This is a genomic window from Janthinobacterium sp. 64 (genome assembly GCF_002813325.1).
In the GTDB taxonomy this organism is placed as follows: Bacteria; Pseudomonadota; Gammaproteobacteria; order Burkholderiales; family Burkholderiaceae_D; genus Janthinobacterium.
The window spans coordinates 3,927,036-3,949,511 of the sequence record NZ_PHUG01000001.1; the positions used below are offsets into that span (position 1 = coordinate 3,927,036).

Sequence of the window (22,476 nt, forward strand, 5' to 3'; positions counted from 1 at the left end):
ATTCTTATGCCGACATTATAACGCCTTGTGCCCGCTCTTTGAGCAGTTCGCCTGTTTTCACCCGCATGCGTGGACGTCACCCGCCCAGTTTTTCCAGGCGATAACCATAACTGTAGACGGGCACGAGGCGGTAGCCGTGTTCCGGTTTCAGCTGTAGCTTGTTGCGCACGCGCGAAACGTGGGTATCCATGGTGCGCGAGGGCAGGGCCGTGTCGCGTTGCCACACGGCTTCGTGGATGTAGGCGCGCGACAGGGGACGGCCCATGTTGCGGAAAAACAGCAGCGCCAGGGCGAATTCCTTGTGCGTCACGTCCAGCACTTCGCCATCCTTCAGCAGGCGGCCGGGGCGGGTTTCAAACGTGTAATGACCAAATTGCAGATACTCGGCGCCATTCTGCGCCGGGTAGGCCACGCGCAGCAGCGCCTGGGTACGCAAAGTCAGTTCGCTGCGCCGCAAAGGCTTGATCATGTAGTCGTCGGCACCGGCCGTCATGCCGGCCACCACGTCGTCTTCGCCGGAACTGTTGGTCATAAACAACACGGGCGCCTTCGGCGCCAGTTTTTCCCGTGCACGGCGCAGTACTTCCGCACCGTCCAGATCGCTCACATGCCAGTCGAGGATGAGCATGTCGCAACTGTCCTTGCGCAGTTGCCCCAGCATTTCCTTACCACTCTGAAACTCGTGGCAAGCGTGGCCGGCGGCGGTGAGCACCTGGCAGATCAGTTCTGCCTGACTATGGTCGCTATCGAGTACGGCAATTCGCATAATGGGCTGGAGTGTGTAGCAACAAACAGACGGTCCGCTCTGCTTATCGTAATGTTAAGGAATGCTCACGTGAAATATAACAGAGATTGCAACTGTGTCCAGTGAAATCGGTGGCCACATTCTTTACGTTACACTTGTTCATCTACCCTCACCGCGGAGAAACGGCAATGACAGACAAGAGCAGTACCGATTGGACCCTGATACCGGCCAGTCGTGCCGAAATCGAGCAAGTGCGCGAGCGTTGCCGGCGCCTGGTGCAGCGGCGTGCCGTGATGTCGGCGGGCGCCTCGGCCATTCCCATTCCCGGCATCGACCTGATGTCCGATGTCGGGCTGTTTTCCATGCTGATCAACGATATCAACCACGAATTCGGTCTGACGCCCGAGCAGATCGAGCGCCTGAACCCGCAGTTCAAGATGATGGCTTACCGCGCGGCGGTGGGCATGGGCGGCATGCTGGTGGGGAAGCTGGTGTCGCGCGAACTGATCCTGCACCTGCTCAAGCGCAGTGGCGTCAAGATCGCCACCAAGCAGGTGGCGCGCTTCGTGCCGTTTGCCGGCCAGGCGGTGGCGGCAGCCATCGGCTACGCCGTGTTCCGCCAGATCGGCAACCAGCACGTGAATGCCTGCGCCGCGGTGGCGCAGGAATTGCTCACGGTGAGGCCGGAGTAAAGGCTTTAAGCGTCCGGCAGCACCACGTTGACGTCGAGTACCTCCAGGTTGCCCTGGCGGTCCAGCGAGATCTTGATGTCGTCGGCATTGACCTTGGTGTACTTGGAAATGACGGCGATCAGTTCCTTGTGCAGTGCGGGCAGGAAGTCCGGACCACCGCGGCCGCTGCGTTCGCGGGCGATGATGATCTGCAGGCGTTCCTTGGCGGCGGTCGCCGTCTTCGGCTTGGGGGGGAACAGGAAAGAAAGCAAGGCCATATCACTTCGCCCCAAAAATGCGCTGGAGTAATCCAGGTTTTTCATAGTTGGTAAAGCGCAACTCGACCTCTTCGCCGAGGAAGCGCGAGACCACGTCTTCATAGGCTTGCGCCACGTCCGTGCCCTTGAAATGGATGGCCGGATTGCCCTGGTTCGAGGCGGCCAGCACTTGTTCCGATTCCGGAATGATGCCCACCAGCGGGATGCGCAGGATTTCCTGCACGTCCTGGTAGGACAGCATTTCATCCGATTCCACGCGCTTCGGCGAGTAACGGGTGATCAGCAAATGTTCCTTGACCGGTTCGCCGCCCGTCTGCGCGCGGCGCGACTTGGCTTGCAGGATGCCCAGAATGCGGTCCGAATCGCGCACCGACGACACTTCCGGGTTGGTGACGATGATGGCTTCGTCGGCAAACGTCAGCGCCATCAGCGCGCCATGCTCGATGCCGGCCGGCGAATCGCAGATGATGAACTCGAAACCCATGTTGATCAGGTCGTTCAACACGCGTTCCACGCCTTCTTCCGACAAGGCATCCTTGTCGCGTGTTTGCGACGCGGGCAGGATGAACAGGTTGTCGCAGTGTTTGTCCTTGATCAGGGCCTGGTTCAGCGTGGCTTCCTTGTTGATCACATTGATCAGGTCGTAGACGACGCGGCGCTCGCAACCCATGATCAGGTCGAGGTTGCGCAGACCCACGTCAAAATCGAGCACGGCTGTCTTGTGGCCGCGCAGGGCCAGGCCAGTGGAAAAACTGGCGCTAGAGGTCGTCTTGCCGACACCGCCCTTGCCGGACGTCACAACAATAATTCTTGCCACAAATAATCCTTTTCAGATATCTCTTGAATTGTGCAGCTTAAGAGCGGTTCACGGGAGTGACCGGATTGACAGAGTGTATATCGATTCTGTCTCCAGCCAAACGAATTTGCGCCGGTCCGCGTGCCATTTCCGCCGGGAAACCATCCTCGAACGTGCGGTACACGCCGGCGATCGACACCAGTTCCGGCTCCATGGCCAGCGCGAAAATGCGCGCCTGGGCATTGCCCGAGGCGCCGGCCAGCGCGCGGCCATACAGCGAGGAATACACATGGATGCTGCCGTCGGCGATGATTTCGGCGCCATTGTTCACCACGGCGGTGATGATCAGGTCGCAGCCGCGCGCATAAATGCGCTGGCCCGCACGCACGGGCGTGTCGATCACCATCACTTGCGCTTCGGCGCCCGCTTGGGCGGCCGCCGTGGGCGTATCCTTGGGCGGCGCATCGTCGCGCGTCTTGCCGCTATCGAGGCTCAGGCCTTGCGCCAGGATGGCGTCATGCATGTCGGCCGGCGCATTGCGCACGGCCACGGCATTCAAACGGTATTTTTTCAGCAGGGCCACCAGCGAAGCCCAATCGACGGGCATGCCGCCAGGCGGCAAGTCGGCCACGTCCAGCACGGCCAGGTCATCTTCGAAAAAGTCCGCCACGCCTCCCGTCATGTCGCGCAAGGCGGCATCGAGTGCCTGCGTATCGGCGCTATGCACAATGGCGGAAACGGCGACGACGGTGGAAATCTTGATTTCGATAGGCTTCTGCGACGGGCTTTTGGACATAAACATTTATCAAAGTGAAACTGCGGCAGGCCAAATGTTCCGCACGGCAACAATGGGAGCAGTAAATTTCTTGCATTCTACTGCAAAAAAATCAGCATCAGGGGCCTGGCGCGTGCTATTCCGCAGGGCAACACCTACTTCATGTCAAAAAAAACGGACGGCGCCCCGGAAAACCGGTGCGCCGCCCTGAAAGCAGCCCTGCATGCGGCTTGGGTCGGCTGATGTCATGCAGCCGCGCGCATCTGCTGCGCTGCCGCGACCATATTTTTTAAAGCCGCCTCCGTTTCCGCCCACCCCCGCGTCTTCAAGCCGCAGTCCGGGTTCACCCACAAGTTGGCCGGGGCAATGACGGTGCTGGCTTTTTGCAGCAAGCGCACCATGTCGACGGTCGACGGGACGCGCGGCGAGTGGATGTCGTACACGCCGGGGCCGATTTCGTTGTGATACTGGAACTGGCCCAAGCCCGTCAGCAACTCCATGTCCGAGCGGCTCGTCTCCAACGTGATGACGTCGGCATCCATGGCGGCGATCTGCGGCAGGATGTCGTTGAACTCGGCATAGCACATGTGCGTGTGGATCTGCGTCGTGTCGCTGACGACGGACGCGGCGATGCGGAAGGCGCGCGTGGCCCAGTCCAGGCAGGCGTCCCACTGGCTGCGGCGCAGCGGCAAGCCTTCGCGGATGGCCGGCTCGTCGATCTGGATAATGCCGATGCCGGCCGTTTCCAGGTCTTGCACCTCGTCGCGGATGGCCAGGGCGAGCTGCAGCGCCGTGGCGGCGCGCGGCTGGTCGTCGCGCACGAACGACCATTGCAAGAGTGTCACGGGGCCCGTCAGCATGCCTTTCACCGGTTTGCTCGTCAGGCTTTGCGCGTGCACCGTCCAGGCCACGGTCATGGCGGCCGGGCGCTGCACGTCGCCGTAGATGACGGGCGGTTTCACGCAGCGCGAGCCGTACGATTGCACCCAGCCGTGGCGCGTGAAGGCGAACCCGTCGAGCTGCTCGCCGAAGTATTCGACCATGTCCTTGCGTTCCGCCTCGCCATGCACGAGCACGTCCAGGCCCAGCGCTTCCTGGCGGCTGACGGCGTGGGCGATTGCGGCGCGCATCTGGTTTTCATACTCGTCGCTGGCCAGTTCGCCCCGTTGATGGCTGGCGCGGGCGGCGCGGATGGCCGCCGTCTGCGGGAAGGAGCCGATGGTCGTCGTCGGGAAGTCGGGCAGCTGGAAACGCGCGCGCTGCACGGCCTGGCGCAGCGGGAAGCTGGAATCGCGGCGGTCGACGGTGGGCGTGAGCGCTTGCAGGCGCTGCGTGACCGAGGCACGGTGGACGCGGGGGCTGGCGCGGCGGCCGGCGATGGCCAGGCGAGAAGTGGTCCATGCGGCCAGCGCGGCGGCGTCGGGCTGGCCTTCGAGTGCCCTTTTGAGCAGCGACAGTTCCGCCAGTTTTTCCGTGGCAAACGCCAGCCAGCGCTTGATTTCACCGTCGAGTTCCGTTTCCGCTTCCAGGCTGAACGGCACATGCAGCAGCGAGCACGACGGCGCCAGCCACAGCTGGCCGTTGCGCCTGGCTGCCAGCGGCTGCAGCACGGCCAGGGCCGCGTCGAGGTCGGTGCGCCAGATGTTGCGGCCATCAACGATGCCGATCGACAAGACTTTATGCGCGGGCAGCCAGTCCGTCACGCTGATCAATTCATGCGGCGCGCGGATGCCGTCCACGTGCAGGCCGGCCACGGGCAGGCGGCAGGTCAGGCTGAGGTTTTCTTCCAGCGGCGAGAAATACGTGGCCAGCAAGATGTTCACGCCCACCTGGTTCAGCTGCCAATACGTGCTCTCAAAAGCGCTGCGCCAGGCGCTGGGCAAGTCCAGGCCCAAAATCGGTTCATCGAGCTGCACCCACGCCACGCCTTGCTGTTTCAGGCGGTCGAGCAGGGCGCCGTACACGGGCAGTAATTGTTCCAGCAGGGCCAGGCGGTCAAAGCCCGACTCGCCGGGCGTCTTTTCCTTGCCCAGCCACAGGAAAGTAAGGGGGCCGATCAGGGCCGCCTTGACCTGGTGACCGAGCGCCTGCGCCTCGGCCACTTCCGCCAGCAGGCGCTCGCCAGCCAGCGAAAACTGCGTCTGCGGCGACAATTCGGGCACCAGGTAGTGGTAATTGGTGTCAAACCACTTGGTCATTTCCAGCGCGGCAGTGCCTGCGGCGTTGCTATGGTGCGCATGGCCGCAGTCCGCGTGTTGCGCCTGCGTTGTTTCACCGCGCGCCATGCTGAAATAGCGCGCCAGCGGTGATTGCTCCGGCGTAAAGTCGAAACGCGCCGGTTCGCAGCCCAGCAGCTGGATATGGTTGGCCACCTGGTCGTACAAGGCAAAGTCGCCCACGGTGACGTAATCGAGCCCGGCATCGCGTTGCAAGGCCCAGTGGCGCGCGCGCAGTTGCTGGCCCGTCGCTTCCAGCGCGGCCTCGGACATCTCGCCACGCCAGTGGCTTTCCAGTGCCAGTTTCAGTTCGCGCGCGGCGCCGATACGGGGAAAGCCAAGGATGTGGGTACGAATGGTCATGATGTCATCGAGATTTAATGTGAATGCGCTAGAGTGTGCGGCAACTTGCTCTATAATCAAAACGAAACATTTTGCCGAATAACATGAAAATATTTCACGTACGGAATCCATTTCCCCGATGCTAGAAATCCGCCACCTGCGCACCCTGAGTGCCCTGCGTTCGTCCGGCAGCCTGGTGCGCGCCGCGCAGCTGCTCAATTTGACTCAGTCGGCGCTGTCGCACCAGATCCGCTTGCTCGAAGAGCGCTACAAGGCGCCCTTGTTCGAGCGCAAGTCGATGCCGATCGCGTTTACGGCCACGGGCAGCCGGCTGCTGGAGCTGGCCGACAAGCTGCTGCCCGAGATCGAGCTGGCCGAGCGCGACGTGGCGCGCCTGTCGCAGGGCGACAAGGGGCAGTTGCGCGTGGCGCTCGAATGCCATACCTGCTTCGACTGGCTGATGCCGGTGATGGATGCGTTCCGCCAGCGCTGGCCGGAAGTGGAAATCGATCTTGTTTCGGGCTTTCACAGCGAACCGGCGGACTTGCTGCGCTCGGGCGAGGCCGATCTCGTGATCGGCTCGCCGTATGGCCCCGATTTCACCGTGTTTCCATTGTTCCGCTTTGAAATGCTGGTGGTGATGGCGCAGAAGCACCGCTTGCAGGCGCAGCGCCGGCTGGTGGCGGCCGACTTTACGGGCGAGACCCTGATTACCTATCCGGTGCCGGAAGAGCGCATCGACCTGATCCGCGAAGTGCTGCGGCCTGCCGGCATCGCCTTTGAACGCCGCACGGCGGAACTGACGGTGGCCGTGCTGCAACTGGTGGCGAGCCGGCGCGGCATCGCCGCCTTGCCGAACTGGGCCATCAAGAATTATGTCGACTACGATTATGTGGTGGCGCGTCCGGTGGGCGAGCACGGCCTGTGGAGCGATTTGTATGTCTCCGTGCCAGACCATCTGCAGGACAAGGCGTATGTGCGCGATTTCGTCAGCGTGATACGCGAGCAGTGCGCGGCCTCGCTCGACGGTATCAAGTTGTTGTCCTGATCCGCGTTGGTGGGCACAAACCAACAGGAAAGCTTGATAAATATCAAGGTTCAGCAATGAACCACCGCTTACAGTTGAGTACTGTGCGGCGCAACATGGCACCGCCTTCACATTGGAGAGGGACACTATGTTTTCATTTTCCGAGCAATGGGCACTCGCCGGCAAGGCCGTGGTGGAAGCGCAATTGATCAGTGCGCAAGCGTATGCCCAGGCTGCCGTCGACAGCGGCGCCAGCGTGCTGGACTTGCAGCTCGATGCGGCCCGCGCGGCGTTGGCTGCCGCTACGGTGGCGGGCAATCAGCTGCTGTCCGTGAAGGATCCGCAAGCGCTGCTGCAACTGTCGCGCGCGCAGTCGCAACTGGCCATCGAACGCATCGGTGCATATGGTCGCCAGGCAAAGGATGTTGCCCAAGAAACCCAGGAAAAATTCGAGACTGTGACAAAGGGTGAGTTTGCTGCATCGCGTCAAAAATTTGGCGAGTTGTTGCAGGTGGTAAAGCAAACCCCCGTGCCCCTGATTATTCCCTTCAATAATTTTCTAAAAACCACTTTCGGCGGCGCCGATGAAGGGTATGATAAAAATAAAAACACGCGTCCCGCCCGTCAAATGTAGGCGCGTTGCGGCCCGGCAGCGGCTATCCGCCGCGCCAGGCCGCCCGCCGCCACCGCCGGGCAGGCTGCCATCGCTGCCGCCTGCGGTGTGGCGCTGGAACTGTGGCGTATGCCGCGCTAGAATAAAACACAGCTTGCTGTGTCTTCCCGGATTCATTGGATTGTATTAACACCTTGACCTTGGCCCTCGTGGCCTGCATATCGGAGAAATAAATGGATGATGTCGTAATCGTGGCCGCCGGCCGTACCGCAGTCGGCAAATTCGGTGGCAGTCTGGCCAAGATTCCTGCGTCCGAACTGGGCGCGCATGTAATCAAGGGCTTGCTGGCACAAACCGGCATCGACCCGAACCTGATCGGCGAAGCGATCCTGGGCCAGGTGCTGACGGCTGCCGTCGGCCAGAACGCCGCGCGCCAGGCTGTCATCAAGGCCGGCTTGCCCAGCTCCATCCCGGCATTCACCATCAACAAGGTATGCGGCAGCGGCCTGAAGGCCACGCACCTGGCGGCGCAAGCGATCAAATGCGGCGACGCCAACATCATCATCGCCGGCGGCCAGGAAAACATGAGCGCCTCGCCGCACGCGATGAACGGCTCGCGCGACGGTTTCCGCATGGGCGACTTCAAGATGGTCGACACCATGATCGTCGACGGCCTGTGGGACGTGTACAACCAGTACCACATGGGCATCACGGCGGAAAACGTCGCCAAGAAATACGAAGTGACGCGCGCCGAGCAGGATGAATTCGCGCTGCAGTCGCAACTGAAGGCGGAAGCGGCGCAAAAAGCGGGCAAGTTCAAGGATGAAATCCTGCCGCTGGAAATCGCCAACAAAAAAGGCACCGTGGTCTTCGACAGCGATGAATACATCAAGCCGGGCTCGACCCTGGAATCGCTGACCGGCCTGCGTCCCGCGTTCGCCAAGGACGGTACTGTCACCGCCGGCAATGCTTCCGGCCTGAACGACGGCGCCGCCGCCGTCATCATGATGTCCGCTGCACAAGCGAAGGAACTGGGCTTGAAGCCGCTGGCACGCATCAAGGCCTATGCCTCGTCGGGCCTGGACCCTGCCGTCATGGGCATGGGCCCTGTCTCCGCTTCGCGTCTGTGCCTGAAAAAAGCCGGCTGGACGCATGAAGAGCTGGACCTGATGGAAATCAATGAAGCGTTTGCCGCGCAAGCGATTGCCGTCAACAAGGAAATGGGCTGGGATACCAGCAAGATCAACGTGAACGGCGGCGCGATTGCCATCGGCCACCCGATCGGCGCCTCCGGCGCGCGCATCCTGGTCACCCTGATCCACGAAATGATACGCCGCGACGCCAAGAAAGGCCTGGCAGCATTGTGCATCGGCGGTGGCATGGGCGTTGCTCTCGCCATCGAGCGCGATTAAGTAGCTGGCACCACACCCAAGCTACTGCGCGGCGCGCTTTGCGGCCTGCGATGCTCACCGTGCTAGAGCACGGTTGCGCTTCTTAGCCACAAATCATCGCCGCTCGCTACGCTTGGCTGCGATGCGGTACGCCGCCGTCATGCAGCGGTTTTGGACTGCTATATTTAAATAATTAACTTTTTAGCAATAGAACGACACTGAGGGGATGAAAAATGGCAAGAGTTGCATTGGTAACTGGTGGCATGGGTGGTCTGGGCGAAGCAGTCTGTTTCAAGCTGGCGGCGCTCGGCTATCGCGTGGTCACGACCTATTCTCCAGGCAATCAGAAGGTCGCGGACTGGCTGGCGACGACCAAGGACATGGGCTATGACTTCAAGGCGTATCCGTGCGACGTGGCCGACTACGATTCGGCCGCTGCCTGCGTGGCTGCCGTGGAAGCGGACATCGGTCCTGTCGACGTGCTGGTGAATAACGCCGGCATCACGCGCGACATGACGTTCAAGAAGATGGACAAGCCGAACTGGGATGCCGTGATGGGCACCAACCTCGACTCCGTTTTCAACATGACCAAGCCTGTCTGTGACGGCATGGTGGAACGCGGCTGGGGCCGCATCATCAATATCTCGTCCGTGAATGGTCAGAAGGGTGCCTTCGGCCAGACCAACTATTCGGCTGCGAAAGCCGGCATGCACGGTTTCACCAAGTCGCTGGCGCTGGAAGTGGCGCGCAAGAACGTCACAGTCAATACCATTTCGCCAGGCTACATCGGCACCAAGATGGTCATGGCAATTCCACAGGAAGTGCTCGACAGCAAAATCATCCCGCAAATTCCGATGGCGCGCCTGGGCAAGCCGGAAGAAGTGGCCGGCCTGGTGGCCTACCTGGCGTCCGATGAAGCCGCGTTCGTCACGGGCGCGAATATCTCGATCAACGGCGGCCAGCACATGTCGTAATTGTTGTTGAGGTAAAACACAGAGACAGCTGCGGCTGTCTTTTTTTATGCTTGCCAGCAAAACAAGGGGATCGCCGGATTTGTCTTAAAATCAGTATTTCTCCACTGCATCATCTCCATGACCCTTGTTCCCGCCTTGCGCCGCGCCAGCGTGGCCGTCATCCTTTTCCTGGGCGCCAGTGCGGCCCAGGCCAGCGTCGCCTTCCGCGTCACGGTGACGACCGAGCGCATCTTCAAGTCCGGCGTGAAAACCAGCCTGCCCGCGCGCGCTACGCAGGACAGCGACGTCGTGCTGGGCGAACATTTCATCAGCGTGCGTGATGGCAAGAGCTTGTCCGTGCTCGACTTTGCCACGCGCCGCCGCCACGTCATCGATACGGCGGCGTCCACCTACGACACGTATTCGCTGTTCGACGTGGCGGGCTTTCGCCGTTTCGAGATAGCACACCGCCAGGGCATGGCCGGCGCGCTCCAGGCTGGCGGCTTGCAAGCCCACGTCACGCCGCTCGTGTACGAGGAGCAAGCGCTGTCCGTGCCGGCGGCCAGGCGGCGCACTGCACTGCTGCCCCAGGTGCTCGACGGCGCCGTGCTGTGGTCGCTCGACGGACAGCCCCTGCTGCGTCTGGGGATAGCCGGCAGCCCCGTCAGTAATGACGATGCGACGGCGTTTGCCCAGTACTTGCGCTACACCTGGGGCGGCCATCCGCTGGTACTGAAGCTGCTGGCCGACGGCAAGCGCATTCCCGCCGCATTCACCTTGCACTACCAGGAGGTGGGCGGCAAGGTGACGCGCCATTTCCGCATCAGCGCCATGACGGCGGGCGCACCCGCCACGTATTCCCTGGCCGCCTACCGGCCTCGCCCGCTGGCGGCCGATGCGCCGGTGCTCGAACGCGTGCTGGCGCAGGCGGCGCGGTTGCCGCCGCTGGGCCCCGAGGCGCCTCAGGCCCACCCTGCGCTGCGCGCCGAGGCGGAAAAGCTCTTTGCCGCGGAAAAACCGTTCGAGGCTTTTTTGACCATGCTGGAAGACCATTTTTCCACGGGGGCGCTGGTCGACAAACTGTCGCCGCAGCAGCAACTGGCCATGCAGGCGTGCCAGCCCATCCACGACTTGACGCGGGCACTGCTGGCCAAGGACAAGGAAGGCATTCAGGCCGCGCTGGCCACCGTGCAGGGCTTGCGCCAGCAGCACGGCCTGGAGCAGCCGGTACTGGCCTTGTTTGAGGGGAACTTGCGCGCCAAGCTGGGGCAGTGGCCCGAAGCGACCGCGCTGTATTTGCACGTGCTGCAGGCAAAACCACAGATGGCGGCCGTGTACCAGGACCTGGGCGACGCCTTGCTGGCGCAATTTGATGCGCCGAACGCCTGGCGCAGCTGGGATGCGGGCCGGGCCATGGCGCCGTCGCTGCGGCAATTTCGCAAGGTCAACGACTTGGAGCGCAGCCTGCTGCAAGACTACCCCGCCTTCTTTGCCGGCGGGGCGACGCTTCCGCCTGAAGTTCAGCCCAGCACCAGCCGTCCGGCCAGCAGCACGAAGACGGTGGGCAGCACGAACTTGCCGTAAGGCGAAGGTTTGCCGCGCAGGCGGCGCGCCAGACGCGCGGCCAAGACCGCATACAGGGCATCGAACAGCAGGCCCATCAGCACCAGCACGGCACCCAGGCGCAGGTATTGCATGCCGACCTGCTCGCTGCCGACGACGAATTGCGGCAGGAACATGCTGCAAAACAGCAGTGCCTTCGGATTGAGCAGATTCGTCAGGAAGCCGCGCACCAGGCTGGCGCGGGCGCCGTGTGCCGTGGCGGGGGCGGCTGCTTCCTGCGCCGTCTTTTTCGACAGGGCCGACTGCAGCAGGCGCAGCGCCAGGTACAGCAGGTAGGCGGCGCCCGCCCATTTGACCCACTGCAAGGCTTGCGGATGCGTGACCATCAATGCCGCCAGGCCTGCGCCCGACAGCGCCACGTGCACGGCGCGCGCGCCGGCGATGCCCAGCGCCGTCACCAGCGCCGTCGCCACGCCGCGCGCGGCGCCCGTCGCCAGCACCAGCGCCATGTCGGGGCCCGGTAATAAAAAGGCGCCGGTCAGTGCCAGCAGGTACATCAGGAAGGTAGAATCGGACATGGCGCAGCTCGGTCACAGGCAAAAAGTAAGGGCGGGAGCAACGGCAGCTTGCCGCATGCTCGCCGGGCCCCATTATGTTCTTGTCGCGATGAAATGTGCTTGCTTTTCCTGCCCTGCATGCCCTAGTATTCGGGTAGATTCCACTCTTATAAAAACAAAAATTAGATGAAAATTTCAGAAGTTAGCCTCGACGCCACCGATTTGCAGATACTCAGGCTGTTGCAGGATGAAGGAAGGCTGTCCAACGCGCGCCTGGCCGAGCGCTTGAAGCTCAGTGAAACCCCCGTCTGGCGCCGCCTGCGCCGCCTGGAAGAGGAAGGCTTTATTACCGGCTACCAGGCTTTGCTCAACCGCAAGAAACTGGGCATCGGCCTGGTGGCATTTGTCCGGGTCGTGTTTGCCAACCATGGCGGCGAGCAGCCGTCGCAGTTCGAGCAGGCGATCGCGACGATTCCCGAGATATTGTCGTGCCACAATGTGGCGGGCGAAGCCGATTATTTCCTGCAAGTGGTGGCGCGCGACCTGGAAACGTATGGTGAATTCGTCTCGACGGTGTTGCGCCGCCTGCCTGGCGTGGCGGAAATCCAGTCCAGCCTGTCGATGCGCGAAATCAAGTCGTCGAACCGCCTGCCCTTGCTGCTGGCCTGAGGCGCCGGGCGCGCACTATAATTGGAACAGTTGCCAGGAATCGTGCCTGGCGCCCTGACCGCCATTCCAAGGACCGCTCGCCATGCCAGACTCCCTGTCGCCCCTGTTTCCCGCCCTGACGCCGAACCGGCACGGCATGCTGGCGGTTGATGACATCCACACCATTTATTGGGAAGAGTGCGGCAATCCCGACGGCATTCCCGTGCTGTTCCTGCATGGTGGCCCGGGCGCGGGCCTGTCGCCGCAGCACCGCCGCTTTTTTGACCCGCAGCGCTACCGCGTGATCCTGTTCGACCAGCGCGGCGCGGGCAAGTCCACGCCGCTGGGTGAATGGCGCAACAACACGACGCAGTTGCTGATCGACGATATCGAAGTGCTGCGCGCCCAGTTCGGCATCGCCCAATGGCTGGTGTTTGGCGGCTCCTGGGGCTCGACCCTGGCGCTGGCGTATGGCCAGGCGCATCCGGCAGCTTGCCTCGGTTTCGTACTGCGCGGCATCTTTTTGTGCACGCAGGCGGAAATCGACTGGTTCATCGAAGGCGTGCGCTGGTTTTATCCGGAACTGTACGCAGAATTTGCCGCGCCCATTCCGGCCGAGGAGCGGGGCGACTTGCTGGCCGCTTACGTGCAACGCATCCTCAGCAGCGATCCCGCCGTGTACTGGCCTGCCGCGCGCGCCTGGAGCCGCTTCGAGGGGCGCCGCGTGTACCTGATGCCGCAGCCGGAAGACGCGCCGAACGATGCGCTCGACCTTGGCGTGGGCAGGCTCGAATCGCATTACATGGCCAACCTGGGCTTTTTCGAGGAAGACCAGCTGATCCGCAACATGGGGCGCATCGCGCACTTGCCGGCCGTCATCGTGCAGGGACGCTACGACGCCATCTGCCCGCCGCTGTCGGCCTACCGTTTGCAGCAGGCCTGGCCCGGTTCCCAGCTGGAGATGATACCGGACGCGGGCCATGGCGCGCTGGAGCACGGCATCGCTTCGGCGCTGGTGCGCGCCACCGAGCGCTTCGTGCCGGGGCGCGGCTTCGCATGACATTACAACATGCCGGTTGGCAAAGCGGCCAGCCGGCGTGCGCCACCTGCTACACTACGGCCTGTGCTGGCACCAGGGTCGGGCGCCGGTGTGAACCCACGACTTTTTATCCATGAACATACAGATCGGCGACATCGGCCATATCATTCAGCTGGCGATTGCGCCGGTTTTCCTGCTGACCGGCATCGGCACCATGCTGGTGGTGCTGACCAATCGCCTGGGCCGCATCATCGATCGCACGCGCGTGCTGGAAGACCGGCTCGACATCGGTTACAACGATTTCTATATGGATGAGCTAGATACGCTCTATACGCGTACCCATCTGATTAATTACTCGATTTCGCTGAGCACGGCCTGCGGTTTCTTCGTCTGCGTCATCATCGCCATGCTGTTTTTGGGCGATATTCTGAACCTGACCCTCGATAAATACATCGCGGCCTTCTTTGTGCTGGCCGTGATTTGCCTGATCGGCTGTTTTATTTATTTACTGCGCGAAATTCACCTGGCCGCCAAAGCCCAGCGCATCCGGCGCCATATCCGCCCGCCCCATTAAGCGCGCGCCGGTTTACCCTACTATTGAAGAACGAGTCAAGCATGCACGATTACAAACGTCCCCCCACCCTGCACCGCTACGGCCAGCGCAGCGAACTCGAGCTGGCGCTGAGCCTGGGCCAGTTCCGCCTGATGCCAGCGGGCAATTGTTTGACCCTGAGCTTTTCGCAAGTGTGGGACAAGCACCTGTTCGACCTGTTTGCCCCGGCCGACGCCTGTTTGATCATCCATAACACGGAAGAATTCGGCGAACGCCTGCACCGCGCCGTGCAGCGCACCCTGCCCAGCTGGGCAGGCATCGATGGCCTGGTCGAGTATGGCCAGCGCGCGGCCCTGGGCGCCGCCTTCACCAAGACGCGCGCCGAAGCGCCCGAGCAGGAATGGCTGTTCGCCTGGCGCTCGATGCAGCCGCAAGCGAGCCTGAACCCCGTCACGGTAAAACTGGGCAGCCTGGAAAACTTCGCGGAAATCCGCGACCGCGACACGTATCTGGCGTAGTTAGCCCGCTTTGTCGGCGTGCTGGCTGTCGATGCGGGCTAAGACGGCTGCCATCATGCGCTCGATATCGCCGCGTATCATGGTCGTGCCCAGCATGCCGGGCACATAGAAGCCCGGCATCAGCCGGCTGGAAAAGACGATGCGCGTGCCGCCCGTCTCGGGTACGGGAAACAGATTCCAGCGTGCTTCGTAATGCCGCATGTCGCCCGAGATCAGGGCGATGTCGATGGAGGTCAACGGCGTCTCCGTGGCCCGCACCACGAGGTGGATGGCGTGGTTCATGAACAGGAAGCGCGCCATGCCCTGCTGCTCGATGATGATTTCATTGCCGTTGCGCGACAGCACGCGGCAGGAACTGAGGTCGGGCACGAATTCGCTCATGCGCTCGTACGTGGTCAGGGTCTTCCACACGGACGCCGGCGGCGCCTGCACGCTGCCGCTGGCATCGACTTCATACATGCGCTGCCCGTCGACCTCGATGCGCTTGACGTCGACCTTCAGCTTGTCCAGGCGCTGTGCCTGTGCCAGCGCGGTCGCGGGGACGGCGCACAGCATCAGCAGGCAGAGGAAGAGTCGCGTCATGCACCTAGCCTACGGGAAACTAGCGCGCGGCACAAGCTGTACCCATCGCCAGCGGGCGCGCGCGGCGATTTAGAACTCCCGGTCTAGAGAAAGTCGCTGCGGCGATCGGCAATGCTTGCTACCGTACGGCCTGCAACCACTTCTACCGGACCGATCACCATGACTGCCTATCCACATCTGCTGGCCCCGCTCGACCTGGGTTTTACCTCCTTGCGCAACCGCGTCATCATGGGGTCCATGCATACGGGCCTGGAAGACCGGTTCTATCATTATGGCAAGCTGGCCGCGTTCTACCGCGAACGGGCGCGCGGCGGCGTGGGGCTGATCGTCACGGGCGGCATCTCGCCGAACCGCCAGGGCTGGCTGCTGCCATTCGGCGGCACCCTCAATTTCCTCGGCGACGTGCCGAACCACCGCAAGGTGACGCGCGCCGTGCACGAAGAGGGCGGCAAGATCGTCATGCAGATCCTGCATGCGGGCCGCTATGGCTATCAGCCCTTCGTCGTGTCGGCATCGGCAAAAAAATCGCCGATCTCCCCGTTCCGCCCCCGTCCCTTAAGCGAGCGCGGCATCGAGCGCACCATCTGCGACTACGTGCGCTGCGCGCGCCTGGCGCAAAAGGCGGGCTATGACGGCATCGAAGTGATGGGCAGCGAAGGATATTTGTTGAACCAGTTCCTGTGCGCGCGCACGAATCTGCGCCAGGACCGCTGGGGCGGCACGATCGAGAACCGCATGCGCCTGCCCGTGGAGATCGTGCGCCGCATCCGCGCCGCCGTCGGCCCCAACTTCATCATCATGTACCGCCACTCGCTGCTCGACCTGGTCGAGGGCGGCAATACCTGGGATGACGTGGTGACGGTGGCCAAGGCGCTGGAACAGGCGGGCGTGACCATTCTCAATACCGGCTTCGGCTGGCATGAGGCCCGGGTGCCCACCATCGTCACCTCGGTGCCGCGCGCCGCCTTTGCCAGCGTGGCGGGCCGGCTGCGCCGCGAAGTCACCATTCCCGTGGTGGCGTCGAACCGCATCAACATGCCGCACGAAGCGAACGCCATCCTGGAACGGGGCGACTGCGACCTCGTGTCGATGGCGCGCCCCTTCCTGGCCGACCCTGATTTTGTCGCCAAGGCCGCCTCGGGCCGCGCCGACGAAATCAACACCTGCATCGGCTGCAACCAGGCCTGCCTGGACCACACCTTTGCCAACAAGCGCGCCAGCTGCCTGGTCAACCCGCGCGCCTGCCATGAAACGGAACTTGTTTACGCGAAAAAGGCCGTGCCGCGCCGGGTGGCCGTCGTCGGCGCCGGGCCGGCGGGCTTGTCCGCCGCCTGCGTGGCCGCCGAATGCGGGCACGAGGTGACCCTGTTCGACAGCAGCGACAGCGTGGGCGGCCAGTTCAAGGTGGCGATGCAGATACCGGGCAAGGAAGAATTCACGGAAACCATCCGCTATTTTGCGCGTCGGCTGGCGCTGCTGGACGTCAAGCTGCGCCTGGGCCAGCGCGTGACGCGCGAGCAATTGCTGGCCGGCGGCTATGACGACGTCATCGTCGCTACCGGCATCAAGGTGCGCCTGCCGGCCATTCCCGGCATCGACCACCCGAAAGTGCTGTCGTATCTGGATGTGCTGCAAGCCAAGAAGCCGGTGGGCGCGCGCGTGGCCATCATCGGCGCGGGCGGCATCGGCTTCGACGTGGGCGAGTATTTGCTGCACGACCCGGCGCACCCGCTGCCGCAATCCGTGGCGACGTGGGCGGGCGAGTGGGGCGTGGACTTGAATGCGGCCACCGGTGGCGGCCTGGTGCCGCCCGCAGCCCCCCATCCCGTGCGGCAAATCTTCCTGTTGCAGCGCAAGACCTCGAAAGTGGGTGCGGGGCTGGGCAAGACGTCGGGCTGGGTGCACCGCGCGGCGCTGGCGAGAAACGGCGTGGCCATGCTGGCCGGCGTGAGCTACGACAAGATCGACGCGCAGGGCTTGCACATCACCGTGGGCGGCGAGCAGCGCCTGCTGGCGGTGGACAACGTGGTCATCTGCGCGGGCCAGGACAGCTTGACGGAACTCATGCCGGAAACGGACAAGGATGGCAAGCCCCTGCAGGCGGGCGGCCCGCGCTTCCACAAGATAGGCGGCGCCGCGCTGGCGGCGGAACTCGACGCCAAGCGGGCGATACGGGAAGGGGCGGAGCTGGCGGCGAGTTTATAACCCGGAGAAAAACTGGGGTCGGACCCTCAGGGTCCGACCCCGGCATTTGCATGGGCTGGAGGTTCGGCATCAAAGAACCTTAATGGCCATGCCCCTTCTTCGCCGTCTCAAAACTCTGCAGCACGTGTTCGGCCATGCCATTGGCCAGCTCGTGCTCGCCGATAAACACCTTGCCCGCGTTTTCCGCGCGCAGCAATTCCGCCTCTTCCTCGCTGTGCGTGCGCACCACCGTCAGGATGGCGGGGTTCAGCGCGCGCGCCGTCTCGATCATGGCGCGTACGTGGAAGGTATCGGGCGTGGCGATGACGAGCATGGTGGCGTGCGTGATGTGCGCCTGGATCAATACGGCCGGTTCGCCCGCATTGCCGGCCACGGCCGGAATGCCCTGCTTGCGCAGCTGGTCGACGATTTCGCGGTTTTCCTCGGCGACGACAAAATGAATGCCGCGTTCCATCAGGGCGGCGGCGATGCGCCGGCCCACGCGGCCATAGCCGACCAGCACGATCTGGCCCGACAGTTTTTCCTGCGGCACCGTCATCGGCAGCTCGGCCAGCGGGTCGGTGGTGCGTTCGAACTTGCGCGCAAAATCGCTGTTGTTCATCACGCGCAGCAGCGGCTTGGCCATGCTGAACACGAGCGGGTTGAGGGCAATCGACAAAATGGCGCCGGCCAGGATCAGGCTTTGCCCTTCCTGCGGCATCAGGCCCAGGGACAGGCCCAGCGCGGCCAGGATGAACGAGAATTCACCGATCTGCGCCAGGCTGGCCGAGACGATGATGGCCGTTTTTGGCGGATAGCGCAGGGCCATCACCAGCAAAAAGGCGGCAATCGACTTGCCGAAGATAATGATGGCGCACACGGCCAGCACTTGCAGGGGCTTGTCGATGAGGATGTTCGGTTCGAACAGCATGCCGACGGAAACGAAGAACAGCACGGCAAACGCGTCGCGCAGGGGCAGGGACTCTTCCGCGGCGCGGTGGCTCAGTTCGGATTCGCGCAGCACCATGCCGGCAAAAAAGGCGCCCAGTGCGAACGACACGCCGAACAGTTTGGTAGAAGCGTAGGCGATGCCGACGGCGGCGGCGATCACGCACAGGGTAAACAGCTCACGCGAACCGGTGCGCGCCACTTGCCACAAAATCCATGGGAACAGCTTGCGGCCCACCACCAGCATGAAGACGATGAAACCGGCCACTTGTCCCAGGGTCACGGCCAGGGTTTGCCACAGGCTGGTGGCCTCGGCATCCGGCGCGACCTTGCCACCGAGCACACCGGCGAACGCCGGCAGCAGCACGAGCACCAGCACGGTGACGAGGTCTTCCACCACCAGCCAGCCGACGGCGATGCGGCCATTGAGCGAGTCGAGGATGCCCCGCTCTTCCAGCGCGCGCAGCAGCACCACGGTACTGGCCACGGACAGGGCCAGGCCAAAGACCAGCCCGCCACCGAGGGTCCAGCCCCACCAGTGGGCCAGGCCCATGCCCATCGCCGTGGCGACGCCGATCTGCAGGATGGCGCCGGGCAGCGCAATCTTGCGCACGTCCCACAAGTCTTCGATGGAAAAGTGCAGGCCGACACCGAACATCATCAGCATCACCCCGATTTCCGCCAATTGTCCCGCTATTTCCGCATCCGCCACAAAACCGGGCGTGGCCGGTCCGATGATGATGCCGGCGGCCAGATAGCCGACCAGTGCCGGCAGTTTCAGGCGCGCGGCGATGAAGCCGAAGATGAGGCCGAACCCGAGGGCGGCGGCGATGGTGGTGATCAGGCTAATGTCATGGGGCATGCGTGTGGGGTTCCTTATGGGGGACGTGCGGGTAGAAAAAGATGTTGCTCAGCGACCAAGTATAAACGCATCAAAGCCCCTGCCGGAAAATTTCCTGCGGCTTTATGACAAAAAACCTGTGCTATATCTTCGTCCAGGTGGCCACGAACGCATGTTATCCACCTCGAACATCGCCTAATTCAAGGAATCAAACGATGTTACACCCATGCGCTCAGAGCTTGCGCACGACCACGCAGCCGATGGAATAGCCGGCGCCGAACGAGCAGATGACGCCCGTGCTGCCCGCCGCCATGTCATCCTGATATTTGTGGAAGGCGATGATGGAACCGGCCGACGAGGTGTTGGCGTAGGTGTCGAGGATCACGGGCGCTTCGTTGGCCTCGGCATCGCGGCCCAGGATCAGGCGCGCGATCAGCAAATTCATGTTCAGGTTGGCCTGGTGCAGCCAGTAGCGGGAGACTTGCGCCACTTCCACGCCGGCCTTGGCGAGGGTCGCCTTGATCATTTCGGCGGCCATCGGGCACACTTCCTTGAAGACCTTGCGGCCTTGCTGGCGGAACAGTTTATCCGCCTGGCCCACGCCGGACTCGTCAAAACGGTTGAGGAAGCCGAAATTGTTGCGGATGGCATTCGAGAAGCGCGTTTTGAGTTCCGTGCCGATGATCTCGAACTGGTGCTGCGACACGGCCGTGTCCTTGGCTTCGACGATGATGGCGGTGCAGGCGTCGCCGAAAATGAAATGGCTGTCGCGGTCGCGCCAGTTCAGGTGGCCGCTGGTGATTTCGGGATTCAACACCAGCACGGCGCGCGCCTGGCCGCTTTGCACGGCGGCCACGGCTTGCTGGATGCCGAAGGTGGCCGACGAGCACGCCACGTTCATGTCAAAACCATAACCGTCGATGCCGAGCGCATCCTGCACCTCCACGGCCATGGCCGGGTAGGCGCGCTGCATGTTGCTGCAAGCGACCAGTACCATGTCGATATCGGCCGGCGTGCGGCCGGCGCGGGCCAGCGCGTCGTGCGCGGCGGCCACGGCCATTTCCGCCTGCAAGGACAGTTCGTCATCGCCCCGCTCCGCGATGCGCGAGACCATGCGTGCCGGGTCGAGAATGCCTTCTTTTTCCATCACGAAGCGCGACTTGATGCCGGACGCCTTTTCGATGAAGGCCACGCTCGACAGATCCAGCGCCGTCACCGTGCCCGCGGCGATCGCGTCAGCGTTGTCGGCATTGAATTTTTCCGCGTAGGCATTGAAGCAGGTGACCAGCTCTTCGTTGGAGATCGAAAATGGCGGCGTGTACAGTCCGGTACCGCTGATGACGACTTGTTTCATGGTTAAACTTTCAAATTTGGCAATCGACGTGGCGCCGATAAGTGAAGCAAATTTTACACAAACGGGCTCGACTGTAGAGAGTTTCGTGTTGCGGGGCAGGGCGATGTGTGGCGGAAGATTGATTTTTGTCGCGTGGACGTGCTGGGTGGGGTCAGACCTGGCGGGTCTGACCCCAAATTGCTTACTTCTTCTGTTCTTTCTTGACGTCGGCTTGCACCACCACCGGTTCGGCCTTGGCCAGTTGCACCGGCAAGCCCTTCAGGTGATTCAGCGCCTGGTGCAATTGAAAATCGTCCTTGCTGCCAAATTCCAGCGGCTTGCGGGTCTTTTCCAGCGCGATGAGGCGCAATTGCTCTTCCATCTCGTCGTTGACGGGGGCCGCCTTGGTGCTTTCCTTGTCGCGGTCGTTGCTCAGGTGCTTGGTCAGGTCCGCTTCGCGAATGCGCAAGCCGTTGAGGCCGTCGCCGTCCGCATTTTCATCGACCAGCAGGTCGGGCACGATGCCCTTGGCCTGGATCGAGCGGCCATTCGGCGTGTAGTAGCGGGCCGTCGTCAGCTTGACGGCCGTGTCGGCCGTCAATTGACGGATGGTTTGCACGGAACCCTTGCCGAAGGTTTGCGTGCCGATGATGGTGGCGCGCTGGTAATCCTGCAGGGCGCCGGCGACGATTTCCGAGGCCGAAGCCGAGCCCGTGTTGACGAGCACCACCAGCGGCACTTTCTTGATGGCGGCCGGCAATTTCGCCAGCGCGTCGCCTTCCGAGCGGAAGCTATAGTATTCGGCGCGGCCGTAGAACACCTGTTTTGAATCGGGCAACTGGCCGTTGGTCGAGACGATGGCAGCGTCCTTCGGCAGGAAGGCGGCCGAGACGCCGATGGCGCCCTGCAGCACGCCGCCCGGATCGTTGCGCAGGTCCAGCACCATGCCCTTGATGTGCGGGTCCTGTTTGTACAGCGCCGTGATCTGTGCTGCCATGTCGTCGACGGTCGGTTCCTGGAATTGCGACACGCGCAGCCAGGCGTAGCCGGGCTCGACCATCTTCGCCTTCACGCTTTTCTGGTGGATTTCCTCGCGCGTGATGGTGAAGGCCAGCGGCTGTGGTTCATCCTTGCGGGCAATCGTCAGCGACACCTTGGTGCCCGGTTCGCCGCGCATGCGCTTGACGTTGTCGTCGAGGCTGACGCCCTTCACGGGCTGGCCATCGAGGCGGGTAATCAAGTCGCCGGCCTTGATGCCGGCGCGGTAGGCGGGCGAGTCCTCGATGGGCGAGACGATCTTGATGTAGCCGTCTTCGCTGAGGCCAATTTCAATGCCCAGGCCGACGAACTTGCCTTCGGAGCCTTCGCGCAGTTCGGCGTAGGCTTTCTTGTCGAGGTAGGCGGAATGGGGGTCGAGCGAGGCGACCATGCCGGAAATGGCGTCTTCCAGCAGTTTCTTGTCTTCGACGGGTTCGACGTAATCGGACTTGATCAGGCCAAACACATCGGCCAGCTGGCGCAACTCTTCCAGTGGCAGGGGCGGCTCGACGTTTTTTTGCGCCATGGCGGAAAATTGCAGCGACACGGCGACGCCGGCCACCACGCCCAGGCCGATCAAGCCGGTATTTTTGAGTTTGCCCATCATTGCACCTTTGCAGCTAGCGTGTCTTGCACAAGCGCCAGTCCCCGTGGAGCGGCGCTTTGTTGAAAGTATAGACCTGAATCTCTGCCGGCGTGGGCCGGCCGTGGAAAAAGCGTGCCTGGAGCCAGTCTACGCGCGAAAACGGGGCTGCCAGCTTGCCATATGTTGCAGTTTTGTATGCGATGTATGGTGAGTCTTGAGGGGAGTAAGCATTTGTAAGAGTCGAAAAAAAGCATGTGCGGCGGCCCTATAGTGGACTCG

Annotated in this window: 21 protein-coding genes; 11 read left to right on the forward strand and 10 right to left on the reverse strand. The window is 62.6% G+C overall.

Annotation, left to right across the window (positions count from 1 at the left end; all coding sequences use genetic code 11):
• Window positions 1-76: 76 nt before the first annotated feature.
• Window positions 77-766, reverse strand: coding sequence for a response regulator transcription factor (locus CLU91_RS17240; RefSeq protein ID WP_071079937.1), 690 nt, complete (start codon window positions 764-766; stop codon window positions 77-79).
• A 167-nt stretch (window positions 767-933) separates the two neighbouring features.
• Here CLU91_RS17240 and CLU91_RS17245 point away from each other — a divergent pair, with 167 nt between their 5' ends.
• Entirely contained in the window at window positions 934-1,437 is a 504-nt protein-coding gene (locus tag CLU91_RS17245) for a hypothetical protein (protein ID WP_100875140.1), read from the forward strand.
• Window positions 1,438-1,442: 5 nt separating this feature from the next.
• Here the strand turns inward: CLU91_RS17245 and minE are convergent, their stop codons facing one another.
• From minE to metE, 4 genes are all read right to left on the reverse strand, one after another.
• Window positions 1,443-1,694: a cell division topological specificity factor MinE gene (gene minE / locus CLU91_RS17250; protein ID WP_071079935.1), complete on the reverse strand. Its 252-nt coding sequence runs from the start codon at window positions 1,692-1,694 to the stop codon at window positions 1,443-1,445.
• A 1-nt stretch (window position 1,695) separates the two neighbouring features.
• The gene (minD, locus tag CLU91_RS17255) at window positions 1,696-2,511 is read right to left on the reverse strand and encodes a septum site-determining protein MinD (protein WP_071079934.1); all 816 of its coding nucleotides are present in this window, start codon (window positions 2,509-2,511) and stop codon (window positions 1,696-1,698) included.
• Between the two features lie 37 nt (window positions 2,512-2,548).
• On the reverse strand, window positions 2,549-3,286 hold the full coding sequence (gene minC, locus CLU91_RS17260) for a septum site-determining protein MinC (RefSeq protein WP_100875141.1): 738 nt from the start codon (window positions 3,284-3,286) through the stop codon (window positions 2,549-2,551).
• A gap of 224 nt (window positions 3,287-3,510) precedes the next feature.
• Window positions 3,511-5,844 carry a 5-methyltetrahydropteroyltriglutamate--homocysteine S-methyltransferase gene (metE, locus tag CLU91_RS17265; RefSeq protein WP_100875142.1) on the reverse strand — a complete coding sequence of 778 codons (2,334 nt, stop codon included), beginning with the start codon at window positions 5,842-5,844 and terminating at the stop codon, window positions 3,511-3,513.
• 118 nt (window positions 5,845-5,962) lie between these two features.
• Between metE and CLU91_RS17270 the strand changes: the two genes are divergently transcribed.
• The 5 genes from CLU91_RS17270 to CLU91_RS17290 all read left to right on the forward strand — a co-directional run bounded on the left by CLU91_RS17270 (window position 5,963) and on the right by CLU91_RS17290 (window position 11,391).
• The gene (locus CLU91_RS17270; protein WP_100875143.1) at window positions 5,963-6,871 is read left to right on the forward strand and encodes a LysR family transcriptional regulator; all 909 of its coding nucleotides are present in this window, start codon (window positions 5,963-5,965) and stop codon (window positions 6,869-6,871) included.
• 127 nt (window positions 6,872-6,998) lie between these two features.
• On the forward strand, window positions 6,999-7,484 hold the full coding sequence (locus CLU91_RS17275; RefSeq protein WP_100875144.1) for a phasin family protein: 486 nt from the start codon (window positions 6,999-7,001) through the stop codon (window positions 7,482-7,484).
• A gap of 212 nt (window positions 7,485-7,696) precedes the next feature.
• A complete protein-coding gene (locus CLU91_RS17280; RefSeq protein ID WP_071079930.1) occupies window positions 7,697-8,875 on the forward strand; it encodes an acetyl-CoA C-acetyltransferase in 1,179 nt (392 codons plus the stop codon).
• 212 nt (window positions 8,876-9,087) lie between these two features.
• Window positions 9,088-9,828: an acetoacetyl-CoA reductase gene (gene phbB, locus CLU91_RS17285; protein WP_100875145.1), complete on the forward strand. Its 741-nt coding sequence runs from the start codon at window positions 9,088-9,090 to the stop codon at window positions 9,826-9,828.
• Between the two features lie 117 nt (window positions 9,829-9,945).
• On the forward strand, window positions 9,946-11,391 hold the full coding sequence (locus tag CLU91_RS17290) for a hypothetical protein (RefSeq protein WP_157814718.1): 1,446 nt from the start codon (window positions 9,946-9,948) through the stop codon (window positions 11,389-11,391).
• Here CLU91_RS17290 and CLU91_RS17295 read toward each other — a convergent pair.
• Window positions 11,328-11,948: a LysE family translocator gene (locus tag CLU91_RS17295; RefSeq protein ID WP_232730783.1), complete on the reverse strand. Its 621-nt coding sequence runs from the start codon at window positions 11,946-11,948 to the stop codon at window positions 11,328-11,330. The two genes, CLU91_RS17290 and CLU91_RS17295, sit on opposite strands and share 64 nt — an antisense overlap.
• 165 nt (window positions 11,949-12,113) lie before the next feature.
• On the opposite strand from CLU91_RS17295, the gene CLU91_RS17300 reads away from it, so the two are divergent.
• The 4 genes from CLU91_RS17300 (at window position 12,114) to CLU91_RS17315 (ending at window position 14,685) form a co-directional block, all read left to right on the forward strand.
• Window positions 12,114-12,596: an Lrp/AsnC family transcriptional regulator gene (locus CLU91_RS17300; RefSeq protein ID WP_100875147.1), complete on the forward strand. Its 483-nt coding sequence runs from the start codon at window positions 12,114-12,116 to the stop codon at window positions 12,594-12,596.
• Between the two features lie 82 nt (window positions 12,597-12,678).
• On the forward strand, window positions 12,679-13,635 hold the full coding sequence (pip, locus tag CLU91_RS17305) for a prolyl aminopeptidase (protein ID WP_100875148.1): 957 nt from the start codon (window positions 12,679-12,681) through the stop codon (window positions 13,633-13,635).
• A gap of 112 nt (window positions 13,636-13,747) precedes the next feature.
• Window positions 13,748-14,188, forward strand: coding sequence for a DUF2721 domain-containing protein (locus CLU91_RS17310; protein WP_100875149.1), 441 nt, complete (start codon window positions 13,748-13,750; stop codon window positions 14,186-14,188).
• A 41-nt stretch (window positions 14,189-14,229) separates the two neighbouring features.
• On the forward strand, window positions 14,230-14,685 hold the full coding sequence (locus tag CLU91_RS17315; protein ID WP_100875150.1) for a hypothetical protein: 456 nt from the start codon (window positions 14,230-14,232) through the stop codon (window positions 14,683-14,685).
• On the opposite strand, the gene CLU91_RS17320 is transcribed toward CLU91_RS17315, so the two are convergent.
• Entirely contained in the window at window positions 14,686-15,267 is a 582-nt protein-coding gene (locus CLU91_RS17320) for an SRPBCC family protein (RefSeq protein ID WP_232730784.1), read from the reverse strand.
• 159 nt (window positions 15,268-15,426) lie between these two features.
• Here CLU91_RS17320 and CLU91_RS17325 point away from each other — a divergent pair, with 159 nt between their 5' ends.
• Complete coding sequence (locus tag CLU91_RS17325; RefSeq protein WP_100875151.1) at window positions 15,427-17,472, forward strand: NADPH-dependent 2,4-dienoyl-CoA reductase; 2,046 nt, start codon at window positions 15,427-15,429, stop codon at window positions 17,470-17,472.
• 79 nt (window positions 17,473-17,551) lie between these two features.
• Here CLU91_RS17325 and ybaL read toward each other — a convergent pair whose 3' ends face one another.
• The 3 genes from ybaL to CLU91_RS17340 form a co-directional block, all read right to left on the reverse strand.
• Entirely contained in the window at window positions 17,552-19,261 is a 1,710-nt protein-coding gene (ybaL, locus tag CLU91_RS17330; RefSeq protein WP_100875152.1) for a YbaL family putative K(+) efflux transporter, read from the reverse strand.
• 211 nt (window positions 19,262-19,472) lie between these two features.
• Complete coding sequence (locus CLU91_RS17335; RefSeq protein ID WP_100875153.1) at window positions 19,473-20,594, reverse strand: beta-ketoacyl-ACP synthase III; 1,122 nt, start codon at window positions 20,592-20,594, stop codon at window positions 19,473-19,475.
• 181 nt (window positions 20,595-20,775) lie between these two features.
• Entirely contained in the window at window positions 20,776-22,218 is a 1,443-nt protein-coding gene (locus tag CLU91_RS17340) for a S41 family peptidase (protein ID WP_100875154.1), read from the reverse strand.
• Window positions 22,219-22,476: the final 258 nt, after the last annotated feature.